The following is a 14,812-nucleotide window of genomic DNA, read 5'->3' as shown; positions in this document are numbered from 1 at the left end:
GGGAATGACGATCCATACAGTAAAAACAGCAGCATGAATGTCGAAAAGGATCACCTGTGGGTGCAGAAACGTTCAAAACTAAAACATGAGCGATGGCAGAACATCATTAAATGGGTTGTTCGTCTTATATGGGGCCAAAGTCGGTTATTATTTTCAATTTTTTGCACTTCTAAAAAAGCAGTTTGTTATATGGGGTATTTTTATCAATATAAATTAATAAAAAAAATAAATAATGATGTTAATCAAAATTAGTATAAGAAGTTTTTTTAATTATTGGCTGTCACGCTTTTTATCTGAATTTATCCCTCATTTCAGATAGAATTTTATTATTAATAAACAATATTGCAATTCTTGATACGCATTTATTTGGATCGCAAACCCAATTGTACAATTTCGTTTTTTCAATGTTAAAATAACTTTTTTATCCAATTAATATTACAACATAGATCCTACCTTTATGAGCAATAAACAACGTGTCCCTACAATAGGATTTTTATCATTAGGCTGCCCAAAAAATTTGGTCGATTCTGAAAGAATTTTGACTGAATTACGCACGGATGGTTATCAAATTGTAGCCAGTTATCATGATGCTGATCTGGTTATTGTTAATACCTGCGGTTTTATCGATAGCGCAGTACAAGAATCATTGGAAGCCATTGGTGAAGCATTAAATGAAAATGGTAAAGTGATCGTAACCGGTTGTCTGGGAGCGAAAGAAGATCAGATCCGTGAAGTACATCCGAAAGTATTAGCCATCACTGGTCCGCATAGTTATGAACAGGTGTTAGCCCATGTTCATCATTATGTTCCTAAACCGCAACATAATCCTTTTTTTAGTTTAGTGCCGCAGCAAGGGATCAAGTTAACACCTAGGCATTATGCGAATTTGAAAATTTCTGAAGGCTGTAATCACCGATGTACATTTTGCATTATTCCATCAATGCGAGGTGATTTGGATAGTCGGCCTATTGGTGAGGTATTAAGTGAAGCCAAACGCTTAGTTGCCGCAGGCGTGAAAGAGTTGCTTATAATTTCACAAGATACATCAGCCTATGGCGTAGATACTAAGCATCGCGTAGGTTTTTGGCATGGCCAGCCAGTTAAAACTAGTATGGTCAGCTTGTGTGAACAGCTTGCCGCTTTAGGAATTTGGATCCGATTGCATTACGTTTATCCTTATCCTCATGTTGATGACGTGATCCCACTAATGGCACAGGGTAAAATTTTACCTTACTTAGATATTCCCCTGCAACACGCGAGTCCAACGGTGTTAAAACGGATGAAACGGCCGGGGGCAGTAGAGAAAACCTTAGAGCGTATTCGCCGTTGGCGTGAAATTTGTCCTGCATTAACCTTGCGCTCAACCTTTATTGTTGGTTTTCCAGGGGAGACTGAAGCGGATTTCCAGTTATTACTTGATTTTCTCCAACAGGCGCAGTTAGATCGAGTTGGTTGTTTTAAATATAGCCCCATTGATGGCGCGCAGGCTAATGCATTACCTGATCAAGTTCCAGAAGAAATAAAAGAGGCGCGTTATCACCGTTTTATGCAGGTTCAGCAGCAAATTTCTCAGCAGCGCTTGCTACAGAAGGTTGGTTCTAAGATCTGGATAATCATCGATGAGCTGGATGATCAGGGAGCAGTAGGGCGTAGTATGGCTGATGCACCTGAAATTGATGGTGTCGTTTACCTTAATGGCGAATTTAATGTTAAACCGGGGGATATCGTTCAGGTATACGTTGAACATGCTGACGAATATGATCTATGGGCCACGAGACATATCCATTAATGTGAATCAAATCTATAAAGTATGATAGGGTTTTTATTTTTGCCTACTAATATGCCTTATTAACAAAATTACTGTTTTTTTTTGAATTTTGTCCTATTTTAAATTCTTGTGTTAAAATTAATCTGTTCATTGTTTAGTTAATTATACTAAACAGTGAACATTTTTATTTTTGAGCCTGCATCTTGTATCGAAGATTATCTTATTGTATTTCTAAGGACAATAAATCATGATTATTCGTTTATCTAAAGCGTTGGCTGTATGTGCGGTGGCGTTATATACATCGTTAGTGGTTATCGGTAATATTACCGACTATGACACCAATTTTGCCTTAATTCGTCATGTTCTTTTGATGGATACTATCTTTCCTGAGGCCACCATTAAGTACCGTGCGATTGAGTCTCCAACTGCCCATCATGTTAGTTATGTCATTCTCATTATTCTGCAAACATTAACAGCAATACTTTGCTGGATTGGTGGCATTAGGTTATTAGCTAATTTGAAAAATACCGCGGCTAATTTTAATAGAAAGAAAAAAATTGCCATTGCTGGGTTAACCTTAGGTTTTTTGACCTGGCAAATTGTGTATATGTCATTGGGCCGAGAGTGGTTTGGTATGTGGATGTCTGAATGGAATAGTGGGGCAGAAGCGTTTCAAGTTTATACCACTATTTTGCTGGTGCTTATTTATCTTGTTCATCGCGATAGAGACCGTAATCGTGAGCGTGAGCATAATGAGATGAAGTAACCTTTTTTGTATGCCGTGAGTTGCAGCTCATCTTATTGGCAAAGTTCATTAGCATTTATAAACTTATAAATGCTAATGAACCGCTAAGTTATTGTTAGTTAAAAAATGCGTTATTCTATTTCTGAACTGAATAATGCCGGATTTTACGACGATTGCATACTAATGTTTAATTAAATGTTTTTAAAATAATTTATTAAATATATCGATGATATCAGCCTATCAGATATATAATAAAATATAGTTAATTTTAAAATTATTTTTCGCCGATATTAAGAGTATCTGGTTAAAAGAATGGTTATTTATTGCCTAGCAATAGGCGTAATCAAAATTTTAGTAGTACACTCTTTTTAATAAAAAAAATTAACATCGTTGGGGGTTAATGTTCATAAATGGTATCCATTTTAAAATAATTAAATATTGAATTAAATAAGTAGGCTGAAATTATAATTGAATTTTTGCGGCAAAATTTATTGTAACTTGTGAGATATGCAAAATATTAATAAGTGGATGCTGATTTTTGTTTATTTAATTAACTTTCATTAAAATGACAATAGGCATATTCTTAAAGTCATGCTTTTATAGTATCTGAATTATCTTAAATAATATATTTAGGTATAGATGTTAAAATATATGTTAGATTATGTATTTTTTTGATTGCAATTTGATTATTTTTAGGTAATATATTGCTTATTACAATGATTATTAATTAACATGATAGGGCTCTGTTTTTAAAATGGAATAATTATTTGGCGGCGAATTTATTAGCGATAATTTTATTACTCAAGATTGAGCATTTTTGCTTTACCTATATTTATACCGGCCTAGCTAGGTATTATTTTTTGCATAACATAAATTACAACTCCAGTTTTTAATTTTTATTATAAATTAATGTATCTCAGTATACTGCTGCGTCATTTAAATATTTCATTATGAGTTTGAAATATATCATTTGTTTTATTAGGAATATATACATGAAAAATAATCTTACCTGCTATTTTATTGGCATATTGTTAATTTTATTTTGTAATTTAGTTTTCTCTGCACCAAGCGGAACTATCAGTTTTGAAGGAAAAATTATAGAGAGCCCGTGTGTGCTGTCTTTATCCCAATCTTCTGCAAATTCTTTAACTGTCCAGATGGGTGTTTTTATGAAGGATAAAGTACCTACTGTGCGTGGCCAAAAAATTCCTGGCAGTGAAAAAGAGATAGAAATCAAGCTAGACAAATGCCCTAATGGAAGTGGTTATTCGATTTATCCTAAAATAAAAATGACGGCACCTAATGATAAATTTCATGACAAATTAATAAAGTTGGATGAATCAGGGGCACAAGGCATCGCTATCGGTCTTTATGATTTAAATGGTAAGTTATTAGATATAACAAAGCAATATGAGCATCATGCTCCTTTCGATAATAGCAATCCATTTATTATCAAGTTAAAGGCAGCTTATATTGCTAATGGGCAAAAAGTTAAAGCCGGTCAAGCAAATGCTACGGTGAATTTTGAGATCCTTTATAAATAAAAATTGATAATTGAATTTCTAGATATTTTTCCTAGTCATAGAAAGGATTCTTTATATTTATGACTAATGTTCGAGTAATAATAATGAGAAGCAGAATAATAAAGTTTTCAATACTTTATATACTATTATTTTTTATATTTGAAGCTTATGCAAATGTGACAATTAATGGAACACGCGTTATTTATGAAGGAAATAAAAGGGAAGCTTCAATTCTGGTAACAAATCATGATGAGAATAGGCCTTATTTAATTCAATCTTTCATCAGTGTTGATGCAAATGGCAAAAAAGCACCGTTTGTTGTTACCCCACCTTTGTTTCGTTTAGACGCTGGCAAAGAAAATATTTTACGAATTATGCGAACAGGTGGTGACTTGCCTTTGGATAGAGAGTCTATTTTTTATCTCAATGTGAAAGCGATTCCTTCAGCCCAGGATAATATGCAAAATACTTTATTTATTACAGTAAAAACCCGCATAAAATTATTTTATCGGCCCGAAAAAATTCAAGGTGATGCAGAAGAAAGTTATAAATTATTAACCTTTCGCCGCCTTGGTAAACTATTAGAAGTTAAAAATCCAAGTAATTATTATGTGACTATTAATCAACTTAAAATTGGCAATCAAATCGTTAATTTAAATGATACAGATATGATTGCGCCACAAGAAATAGCTTATTTTAATATATCTGCTAACTCATCTAATTTAATTAGTTGGAATAGTATAAATAGTTATGGTGGTATTAGTGCAGAGATGAAAAAAAATCTACCTTAGATGAGATGGAAGGCCTTTAATGTGATTTTTTTTAATAACCCGTTAGAAAAAAAACAATTATGTTCATTTGTTTTTTTTCTAGTCACTTTGAGTTCATTGATATTTTTACCCGAAATTATTGCTCAAGATTATTTTCCATTATCTGCGTTAGAAATAAGTAACGCTGAGCAGGCAGTTATTGACTTGAGTTCATTTTCTTCACCTGGCGGCCAATTGCCAGGAACCTACAGAGTCACTGTTTTGCTTAATAAAACAGAAAAGGAGAATAAGGATATTAACTTTGTTCAGAAGAATGGAAAATTATTTGCGGCCTTAACTGTTGATGATTTAAAGCAATTAGGGGTTAAAATCACAGCTTTTCCTGCATTGATGAAGCTACCTGCCAACCAAATTTTGTATAATATTGAGGATTATATTCCCTACTCCACAATATTATTCGATTTTCATCAACAACGCCTGGAAATTAATATTCCGCAAGCCGTTATGGATAATATAGCCAGAGATACTGTGCCATCCGATTTATGGCAACAAGGGGAATCGGCTTTTTTAATCAGTTATGATTTTAGTGGTTCACATAATCATAATTACAATATAACGAGTCAAAATTATTATTTAAATTTACACAATGGAATTAATATCGGCGCTTGGCGTTTTCGAAATCAATTAGTTTATAATTATGATTCGCAAACAGGTAAAAATAATTTATCCTCTGTTAATAGTTATATTCAACGAGATATTCATAAATTAAAAAGCCAAATTATTTTGGGTGAAACATTTACTAATAATGATGTTTTTGAAAGTATAAAATTTATTGGCGCATCAATTATCTCAGATGACTTAATGTTACCAAGTAGTCAACGTGATTTTGCGCCAGTTATTAGAGGAATAGCGCAAACAAACGCGCGAGTTACAGTGCGGCAAAATAATTATATTATTTATGAAAATTATGTTCCACCTGGTCCTTTTGAGATTTCCGATCTTTATGCAATATACGGTTCGGGTAATTTGCATGTTACCATTACTGAAGATAATGGCAAACAAACAAAATTTATTCAGCCATTTTCATCCGTGCCCATTATGCAACGAGAGGGTAAATTAAAGTATCAATTTACTCTGGGACGTTATGCTAGTTCGAGAAAAAATCTTTATAAACCCTATTTTAGCGAATTAGTCTCAATATATGGGGTTTCTAATCGATTAAGTTTATTATCGGGTATCCAAGCAGCTGAAAATTATTTATCGCTTTCGCTGGGTCTGGGATTAGGGTTAGATAATTTTGGTGCTATTTTTTTTAATGCGGTATTTGCTGATGCGAAGCTGCCGAATAATAGACGTAAAAAAGGGCAGTCTTATAAAATTCAATATGAGAAAAGTATTGATGAAATAGGAACATCATTTAATTTTTCTGGAAATTTTTATACTAGCCCTGAATATTATTCTTTTCCAGAAGTAAATAGACCTTTAAGAAAACAGGATACTGCAAATGGACAAAATAAACTTAGCCAATTTCAGTTTACACTCAATCAAAATATGGAGGACTTTGGTAATTTTTATTTTTCTGCTTATTGGCAGAATTATCGCCGAAAAAAAGGCACTACTCAATCATTGTCTGCCGGCTACAATATTAATATTGCTGATATTACCTTTGGAATAAATTTATTTTTTAATAATAATGATGAATCTACTGAAAATAAAGATAAGCAAATTGCATTTAATGTTTCTGTACCCTTCAGTAAATGGTTACCTAGTGGTTGGATCACATATAATATTAATAATAATACAATAAATGGGCAGCAATTAGCCATTAATGGCAGTTTATTAGGTAATGATGAATTATTATATAATGTTCGATTAGATAATAATTATACTAGTTTAAAAGAATTAGGTGGTGGTATTTCTTTGAATTATAGCAATAACCTGGCTCGTATGAATGTAGGGTATAATTATAACAATAACGAACGTTCTTTTAATTATGGGCTTTCAGGTGGCATGATTGTTCATCGGAATGGGATTGTTTTTTCTCAACCATTAGGGGAAACGGTCATATTAGTTAAAGCTGATGGGGCGATGGAAACCAAAATATTAAATCATCGTGGTGTTAAAACTGATGCACGCGGTTATGCGGTGATCCCCTATAGCGAACCGTATAATTATAACTATATTACCATTGATACTGAATCATTAGCCAATGGAGTGGATATTGATAATCCGGTGCAAAAAGTGGTACCAACCAGAGGGGCGGTTGCAACGGTTAATTTTCATGTGCGTCGTGGTAATCGTATATTGGTCAAATTATCGCAAAATAATAAGCCAGTCCCTTTTGGCGCGATTGCCACATTAATTGATGGTGATAGCCATGGCATTGTTGGTGATGATGGAGAATTATATTTAAATGCAGTACCTGATTTAGCCAACATAAAAGTTCAATGGGGAAAAAATGAACAGCAACAGTGTTACGTCAAATTAGATCTTTCTAAACTAGCAAAAGAATTAGATATATTAGAAATCGATGCTGATTGTTATATAGATAAACATTTTTCCGTATAAATTATAATAGGAATTATATGTCATTTAAATTTAAGATATATTTATTGTTAATTTTTATTTTAATTCAAAGTTATATATCATTTGCTATTGCGGGAAAATGTTCAGCTGATATCACAGAACAAAATATCGTATTTGATGAATTATCAGTTCATTATGATAATACCCATTTCCCCTATAAAGTAAGAAAAATTGGCAGTGAAATTAAGATTAATTGCCAGCAGAAAGGTGATAACTATGTCTATGTTAAATCTATTGAAGGAATAAAATCAGTCAATGGGTATTATTTCAATACAAATCTTAACGGTGTGAAATTGCGCTGGAAGCTTGAACGAAAAGGATCTGGAGCAAAAAAAATGGAATTAAATGGTTATAGAAGGATTGATGAAGGTAATAAAAAAATATTTATTGGTCGTTTTACTATAATTATTTATCCTGATTTTCAAGCTGGAGAAGTGAATCCCATAAAAATAACGCTTGCTCACCGCGATGGAAACCAGGATACGGGAGAAACATTATTTACTTATCATATTCCTAAATTTAAAATTAAGGAACAGTCATGCAAAATAAAAACACCAAAATTAAATGTTCAGATGGGGACAGTATTTAAAAATAATTTTAAAGGTAAAGGAAGTACCACCGGAGAGCGGAATTTTAATATTGATGTAAACTGTAAAGGTGTTAACCAAGCTTATATTACCTGGCAGGGGGGAGATTCAAATGGTGTTATACCAGCGGATAAAAATTCCTCAGCAACTGGGGTTGGGATTCAGATTTTTGCGAAGAATACACCTATAATATTTAATAAAAAACTGGATATAGATTTTTTTAAACAATTGACTTATAGTGCAAAATATTATCAGACTGGGAATAGTATTTCTGCTGGAACGGTTAATGCAACAGCAACATTTACTATTGATTATAAATAAAATAATTTGTTATTAAGGATATTAATATATGATTACCGATAAGATATGCTGATTATTTAATTTTTTAGCGTTTATTCTATTTGTTTATTCATTTAACTGTCATTCTGACTTCACGTTACTTTGATTAAACAGTAACATTTTTATTTTTACCTATATTAATAATGTTTATTATTTTACAATAATAACATTTTTAACCAGTCATTAACGCTCAACCTATTAATAGTTTAACAATTGTATTGTTAGCGCTGTCACAAAAAAATATTTCTTTTTTTATTTTTAACCACTCATTGAATTTATTTAACCGTTTACTTAGAAAAAATCAACTTCTTCCTCTTCCGTTTTATTATAATCATCATGGCAAAGGATGTTTTTAAACTGCCATGAATTAAAAAATAGATGCTGAAAATAGTCAATAAAAGTTATTCCCATATGACATGTTTATTTCACCTAGGAAGAGTTTCTTAAATGAATAAGAATAATATATTAAGGCATATCCCTTGGTTAATATTAGGGATCATTGGTGCTATTTGTTTAGGTGTGGTTGCCCTTAGACGTGGAGAGCACATTAGTGCTTTATGGATCATTGTTGCTGCCATTGCCGTTTATTTAATTTCGTACCGCTATTACAGTTTATATATTGGCAAAAAAGTATTGCAGCTTGACCCAACCCGTTCCACACCCGCCGTCCTGAATAATGATGGCTTAAATTATGTACCAACCAATCGCAATGTGTTATTTGGCCATCATTTTGCCGCCATTGCCGGCGCCGGCCCATTAGTCGGGCCGGTATTGGCGGCCCAGGTTGGTTATTTGCCAGGTACACTATGGCTGTTGGCAGGTGTCGTGCTCGCCGGGGCGGTGCAGGATTTTATGGTGTTATTTATTTCATCGCGCCGCAATGCGATTTCTTTAGGCGAAATCGTAAAAAAAGAGATGGGGGTAGTACCAGGTTCAATTGCATTATTCGGCTGCTTTTTGATTATGATTATCATATTAGCCGTATTAGCGTTAATTGTTATAAAAGCATTGGCTGAAAGTCCATGGGGAGTTTTTACCGTTTGTTCAACGGTACCAATTGCGCTTTTTATGGGTATTTATATGCGCTATATTCGGCCAGGCTGTGTTGCTGAGGTCTCGATTATCGGTATTACTCTGTTGATTGTGGCAATTTGGTTTGGTGGTATTATTGCTCATGATCCTTATTGGGGACGTGCGTTAACCTTTAAAGATACGACCATTACGTATGTCTTAATTGGTTATGCTTTTGTTTCAGCGCTATTGCCGGTGTGGTTGATTTTAGCGCCACGAGATTATTTGGCGACCTTTTTGAAAATAGGTGTCATCGTTGGTTTAGCAATTGGCATTATCATTCTTAACCCAGCTTTAAAAATGCCGGCTGTAACCCAATTTGTCGATGGAAGCGGGCCAGTTTGGAAAGGAACATTATTTCCATTTCTGTTTATTACTATTGCGTGTGGGGCCGTGTCTGGTTTTCATGCGTTAATTGCGTCGGGAACAACGCCTAAATTATTGGCAAATGAAACCGATGCTCGCTACATCGGTTATGGCGCTATGTTGATGGAGTCATTTGTGGCTATCATGGCGCTAGTTGCTGCTTCTATCATTGAACCTGGTCTCTATTTTGCAATGAATACCCCTCCGGCCGCATTAGGATTTACCATGCCTAATTTGCATCAATTAGGCAGCTCCGATGCAGCTATGATTATGGCACAATTGAAAGCAGTTACCGTACATGCTGCGGCAACTGTCAGTTCTTGGGGATTTATTATTTCGCCAGAGCAAATCTTGCAAACGGCTAAAGATATCGGTGAACCTTCTGTTTTGAATCGTGCCGGTGGCGCGCCTACGCTTGCGGTAGGTATTGCTTATGTATTTCAGCAAATTATCCCTGCTGCTGATCTGGGATTTTGGTATCACTTTGGTATTCTTTTCGAAGCTTTATTTATTTTGACCGCTTTGGATGCCGGCACACGTTCTGGTCGATTTATGTTACAAGATCTTTTGGCTAATTTTATCCCGGCGCTGAAAAAAACAGATTCATTAGTAGCTGGTATTATTGCTACTGCCGGTTGTGTTGGTTTATGGGGTTACCTGCTTTATCAAGGGGTTGTTGATCCTTTAGGTGGTGTTAAAAGTTTATGGCCATTATTTGGTATCTCCAATCAGATGTTGGCAGCGATTGCGTTAGTTTTAAGCAGTGTTATTTTGATTAAAATGAAGCGTACTAAGTTTATTTGGGTAACACTTGTTCCAGCAATATGGTTATTAATATGTACTACATGGGCGTTGGGTTTGAAATTATTTAGCGCTGATCCTCAGTTGGAAGGCTTTATCTATTTGGCTCATTCATACCAAGCAAAAATAGCAACCGCTGCCACTGCTACAACGGCGCAAAAACTGTCTGATATGCATCATATTGTGATCAATAATTATACTAATGCAGGATTAAGTATTTTATTCTTGCTCGTGGTGTATAGCATTATTTTTTATGGGCTTAAAATAGCGATAAAAGCAGGAAGAACAGCTAGACGTTCAGATATGGAAACACCTTATGTTACTGTCGCTGAAAGCGATATTAAAATTTCCTCCTCACATTAATTAGTATTATTTTTCCCCACAAAATAGGTTATCACTTAGGTGGGAGTTTTTTGAGGTAATAAATATGTTTAATAATCTTGCACAAGCAGGCAAATATTTGGGACAGGCGGCACTTATGCTAATCGGTATTCCTGACTATGATAATTATGTTCAGCATATGCGTCATAATCATCCTGAGCAGCCTATTATGAGCTATGAAGAATTTTTTCGGCAACGTCAGGCAGCGCGTTATGCTGGTAGTGATAAAGGGGGTTTTCGCTGTTGCTAGCGATTATTCAATGGATAGGATAACTGAGGCTTAGCATGACACCAATATCAGTAACAATATTGACATGATTTTTAGGAGCAGGCAAAACGACATTACTTCGTCATATTCTCAATGTAAAGCATGGCTATAAGATTGCAGTTATTGAAAATGAATTTGGGGCAGAATCGATTGATAGTGAGCTTATCGGTGATAATGCCACTCAAATAACAACCTTAAGTAATGGTTGTATTTGTTGTAATCGCTCGAATGAATTAGAAAATACGCTATTAGATTTACTGGATGGTATAGATAAAAAACGATTGGTTTTTGATCGCCTGGTTATTGAATGTACTGGAATGGCTGATCCAGGCCCTATTACTCAAACTTTCTTTTCGCACCAAGTTTTTTGTCAACGTTTTGTTTTAGATGGCATTATTGCTGTTGTGGATGCAGTACATGCTGAAAAACAACTGAATCAATTTATTATTGCTCAAATTCAGATTGGTTATGCGGATTGTATTTTGCTGACTAAAACTGATGTTCAATCAAATAATAGCGCATTGATAGCGCGTTTACAGCGTATTAATGCCCGAGCCGCTATTTATCCAGTCACCCATGGTGATATAGCTATAGCACCCTTATTTAATTTAAATGGATTTATGCTTAGCGATAACTTAACCATTGCAAAACCAGTTTTTCGCTTTATGTCTAGCACACAAAATGCTATTCAATCGATTGTAGTCTATCTTGATCAATTGGTTGAATTGTCGAAATTATCAAAAATGATGGAGACCTTATTATGTCACTATGCTGATAATCTTTTACGTTATAAAGGAATATTAGCGATTAAACATCAGCCTTGTCGATTAATATTTCAAGGCGTGCAGCGTTTATACAGTGCAGATTGGGATCGTGAATGGCAAGCAGGCGAGACGCGTCAAGGTGTAATGGTTTTTATTGGTTTACATTTACCGGAAGAGGAAATACGACAACAATTTGCATTATTAACAGAAAGCGTTAGTTGATCAGTTTTTTGTGGCTACCTTGGTTGCTTAAAGACAACTAAGGTAGCAATGGTATTAGATATCGAGCCGCTTAGTTTGCCAACGCTTAGAGCGCCAACGCCAGGCATTGGTTAGACCGCGTAGCCATTCATCACATAGGAATCCAAGCCAGATCCCTAATAACCCCATTCCCATTTTTAAACCTAAAAAATAGCTAATTGGCAGCGCAATACCCCACATAGAAATAAGTGCGGTGCAGAAGGGGAAACGGGCATCACCAGCAGCACGTAAGGCATTCACCATGACAATATTCAGTGTTCTGCCAGGCTCTAGGAAAACAGAGAGTAAGAACAGCGGAAGTAATAATTTTATAATATTTTGATCTTCAGTGATTGCATCCAATAGTGGTATACGAAATAACCAGAAACAAAAGACAATACCAATGGTAATAAAAAATCCCCATTGCAAGCTTTTCAATCCTCTCTGGTAGGCATCCTCAAAGCGCTTGGCGCCGACTAAATGACCCACCATGATCTCATTACCAATACTAAGGGAAATACCAAACAACATAATAAATAGTGAAAGTTGGAAATAGAGAGTTTGAGCAGCAAGAGAGGTTTCTCCCATTAAACCGATGAAAGCAGAAGCGACCATATAGTGTAAAATCCAGACTAAATTTTCGCCTGCTGATGGTAGTCCGATATGTAATATTTTATTCAACATACTTTTTGACCAGCGGAACAGTAAAGTGGGAACAAATTTGATCCTCAGGCCACTAAACAGTAAGAAGAAAAGTAATACAATAGCGATTATGCGTCCGATAGCAGTAGACCAGGCAACGCCGGTTAAACCATATTGAGGTAAGCCAAAAAAACCATATAAAACAATCATATTGCCGAAGATGGTGATTAGATTAGCAATAAATGTTACCCACATTGCCGGTTGTGATCTGCCATAAACACGTAAGCAAGCCGCTAATATAATAGAAATTGCTTCTGGTATTAAACATAAACCAAGAATATGTAAGTAAGCATAACCATAATCAAGTAAATGTGCTGGTGTATTCATGATCCCGAGGATCTTATAGCCAAACAGTAGAATAATGACAGCACTTAGAAAACCTAATAGGAAGTTAAAAGCAATCGAGATATGAATGGCTTGACTGGCCTTTTCTTTTTTACCTGCACCTAAATATTGGGCGATAACAACGCTGCATCCTACACTGATAAAGTTAAATATGGTGATAAAAAGATCAAAAACTTGGTTGCCTACGCCCATTGCAGCCAGATAAGCTGTGGAGACGTGGCTAACCATATAAGTATTGATAAGTAATGTCGCAAAATGGAGCAGAACATCAATAAAGATCGGCCAACTTAGCGAATAGAGCGAACGCTCGGTAACATCAGATGAATGCATTATGCACCTTTTTAAGTAAACAAAAAGCTTTTTGGCAAAATAAACAAAAAACGACTAAATATTTTACACATTTTATATATGTATGATAGATGATTAACTATTTATTATTTATTGGTATTTTTTTATTTAAATTTCGTTAGTTAAATTAATTGAATAGTTAGGCGTTTTTTCTATTTTTGTAATCTCTAATTCTATATTAATTAAATTAGATGATAAGCTTCTATTGGTAAGGATATTTTAATATTTTGTTAATTATTATTAATTTATTGCAACATCTATTTATTTGCTAGTTATCTATTAAATAAAATAAGCCTGTGGTAAATACCACAGGCTTCTGGTGCTAGCGATCAATAGTTTGGTTGATTTAACAACCTAAAATGGATTAAAAATTATTTTCGTTTTATCGTTTTAAATATTTTTGTCGTTTCAGTTATGGCAGTTTCTGCCGGTAAACGTTCCATAGAACTTGCCCCATAAAAACCGTGGCAATCAGGACAGTTTTGTAAAATATATTTGGCATCTTCAGGTGTTGCAATCGGACCGCCATGGCAAAGTACAATAATATCTTTACGAACAGATTTTGCCGCTGCCGCCCAATCGTTAATAAGCTTTACGCAATCCTCTAATGCGTGAGTTGTTTTTGCGCCAATATCACCACCCGTTGTTAATCCCATATGCGTGACGATAATATCAGCGCCAGCTTCTGTCATGTTTTTAGCATCAATAGCACTAAAAACGTAAGGGGTTGTTAATAAATCTTTTTCATGGGCTTGCCGGATCAAATCCACTTCTAACGCATATCCCATGCCCGTTTCTTCAAGGTTAGCTCGGAAATTACCATCGATCAAACCTACTGTAGGAAAATTTTGTATACCGGCAAATCCCATCATTTTTAGGGAGTCAAGGTATTGATCGAATTGGCAAAATGGGTCGGTACCATTAACACCAGCTAATACCGGAGTATTTTTAACTACGGGTAAAACTTCTTTTGCCATCTCTATAACAATATCGTTGGCATTGCCATAAGCGAGTAAACCTGCCAATGAACCTCTGCCAGCCATGCGATAGCGACCGGAGTTATAAATTACAATAAGATCGATCCCTCCTCTTTCTTCACATCTTGCTGATAAACCCGTGCCGGCACCACCCCCGATAATGGGTTGACCCTGCGAGATCATCATTTGAAATTTTTCTAATAATGATGCGCGTGTTTGTTTCATATCAAT

At 34.9% G+C, this 14,812-nt stretch carries 11 protein-coding genes and 1 pseudogene; 9 read left to right on the top strand and 3 right to left on the bottom strand.

Annotated elements, in window-relative coordinates; all coding sequences use genetic code 11:
• Positions 1-50: 50 nt before the first annotated feature.
• The gene (speFL, locus tag H1X92_RS13550) at positions 51-158 is read right to left on the bottom strand and encodes a leader peptide SpeFL (RefSeq protein WP_119712386.1); all 108 of its coding nucleotides are present in this window, start codon (positions 156-158) and stop codon (positions 51-53) included.
• Positions 159-457: 299 nt separating this feature from the next.
• On the opposite strand from speFL, the gene rimO reads away from it, so the two are divergent.
• The 9 genes and pseudogenes from rimO (at position 458) to yjiA (ending at position 12,191) form a co-directional block, all read left to right on the top strand.
• On the top strand, positions 458-1,789 hold the full coding sequence (rimO, locus tag H1X92_RS13545; RefSeq protein WP_180560635.1) for a 30S ribosomal protein S12 methylthiotransferase RimO: 1,332 nt from the start codon (positions 458-460) through the stop codon (positions 1,787-1,789).
• A gap of 226 nt (positions 1,790-2,015) precedes the next feature.
• Complete coding sequence (locus tag H1X92_RS13540; protein WP_180560634.1) at positions 2,016-2,534, top strand: DUF2165 family protein; 519 nt, start codon at positions 2,016-2,018, stop codon at positions 2,532-2,534.
• A gap of 971 nt (positions 2,535-3,505) precedes the next feature.
• Positions 3,506-4,057: a fimbrial protein gene (locus tag H1X92_RS13535; RefSeq protein WP_180560633.1), complete on the top strand. Its 552-nt coding sequence runs from the start codon at positions 3,506-3,508 to the stop codon at positions 4,055-4,057.
• 59 nt (positions 4,058-4,116) lie between these two features.
• The gene (locus H1X92_RS13530) at positions 4,117-4,827 is read left to right on the top strand and encodes a fimbrial biogenesis chaperone (protein WP_233458166.1); all 711 of its coding nucleotides are present in this window, start codon (positions 4,117-4,119) and stop codon (positions 4,825-4,827) included.
• A gap of 21 nt (positions 4,828-4,848) precedes the next feature.
• Complete coding sequence (locus H1X92_RS13525) at positions 4,849-7,374, top strand: fimbria/pilus outer membrane usher protein (RefSeq protein WP_233458165.1); 2,526 nt, start codon at positions 4,849-4,851, stop codon at positions 7,372-7,374.
• A 17-nt stretch (positions 7,375-7,391) separates the two neighbouring features.
• Positions 7,392-8,300 carry a fimbrial protein gene (locus tag H1X92_RS13520; protein WP_180560632.1) on the top strand — a complete coding sequence of 303 codons (909 nt, stop codon included), beginning with the start codon at positions 7,392-7,394 and terminating at the stop codon, positions 8,298-8,300.
• 465 nt (positions 8,301-8,765) lie between these two features.
• Entirely contained in the window at positions 8,766-10,919 is a 2,154-nt protein-coding gene (locus tag H1X92_RS13515) for a carbon starvation CstA family protein (RefSeq protein ID WP_180560631.1), read from the top strand.
• Positions 10,920-10,983: 64 nt separating this feature from the next.
• The gene (locus tag H1X92_RS13510; protein WP_180560630.1) at positions 10,984-11,187 is read left to right on the top strand and encodes a YbdD/YjiX family protein; all 204 of its coding nucleotides are present in this window, start codon (positions 10,984-10,986) and stop codon (positions 11,185-11,187) included.
• A 35-nt stretch (positions 11,188-11,222) separates the two neighbouring features.
• A pseudogene (yjiA, locus tag H1X92_RS13505) lies at positions 11,223-12,191 on the top strand (GTPase).
• Positions 12,192-12,245: 54 nt separating this feature from the next.
• Here the strand turns inward: yjiA and H1X92_RS13500 are convergent.
• Both H1X92_RS13500 and H1X92_RS13495 read right to left on the bottom strand, forming a co-directional pair.
• Positions 12,246-13,586, bottom strand: coding sequence for an MATE family efflux transporter (locus H1X92_RS13500; protein WP_180560629.1), 1,341 nt, complete (start codon positions 13,584-13,586; stop codon positions 12,246-12,248).
• A gap of 389 nt (positions 13,587-13,975) precedes the next feature.
• The gene (locus H1X92_RS13495) at positions 13,976-14,806 is read right to left on the bottom strand and encodes a phosphoenolpyruvate hydrolase family protein (protein WP_180560628.1); all 831 of its coding nucleotides are present in this window, start codon (positions 14,804-14,806) and stop codon (positions 13,976-13,978) included.
• Between the last annotated feature and the right edge of the window lie 6 nt (positions 14,807-14,812).

Source organism: Arsenophonus endosymbiont of Apis mellifera (assembly GCF_903968575.1).
Taxonomy (GTDB): domain Bacteria; phylum Pseudomonadota; class Gammaproteobacteria; order Enterobacterales; family Enterobacteriaceae; genus Arsenophonus; species Arsenophonus apicola.
This window is presented reverse-complemented; position numbering and strand designations above follow the sequence as displayed.

What these genes read in the sequence shown, in the direction of transcription:
- H1X92_RS13520 (WP_180560632.1), top strand. Translation starts at nt 7,392, where the DNA reads ATGTCATTTAAATTTAAGATATATTTATTGTTAATTTTTATTTTAATT.
- H1X92_RS13510 (WP_180560630.1), top strand. Translation starts at nt 10,984, where the DNA reads ATGTTTAATAATCTTGCACAAGCAGGCAAATATTTGGGACAGGCGGCA.
- H1X92_RS13535 (WP_180560633.1), top strand. Translation starts at nt 3,506, where the DNA reads ATGAAAAATAATCTTACCTGCTATTTTATTGGCATATTGTTAATTTTA.
- H1X92_RS13495 (WP_180560628.1), bottom strand. Translation starts at nt 14,806, where the DNA reads ATGAAACAAACACGCGCATCATTATTAGAAAAATTTCAAATGATGATC.
- H1X92_RS13500 (WP_180560629.1), bottom strand. Translation starts at nt 13,586, where the DNA reads ATGCATTCATCTGATGTTACCGAGCGTTCGCTCTATTCGCTAAGTTGG.
- H1X92_RS13540 (WP_180560634.1), top strand. Translation starts at nt 2,016, where the DNA reads ATGATTATTCGTTTATCTAAAGCGTTGGCTGTATGTGCGGTGGCGTTA.
- H1X92_RS13530 (WP_233458166.1), top strand. Translation starts at nt 4,117, where the DNA reads ATGACTAATGTTCGAGTAATAATAATGAGAAGCAGAATAATAAAGTTT.
- rimO (WP_180560635.1), top strand. Translation starts at nt 458, where the DNA reads ATGAGCAATAAACAACGTGTCCCTACAATAGGATTTTTATCATTAGGC.
- H1X92_RS13515 (WP_180560631.1), top strand. Translation starts at nt 8,766, where the DNA reads ATGAATAAGAATAATATATTAAGGCATATCCCTTGGTTAATATTAGGG.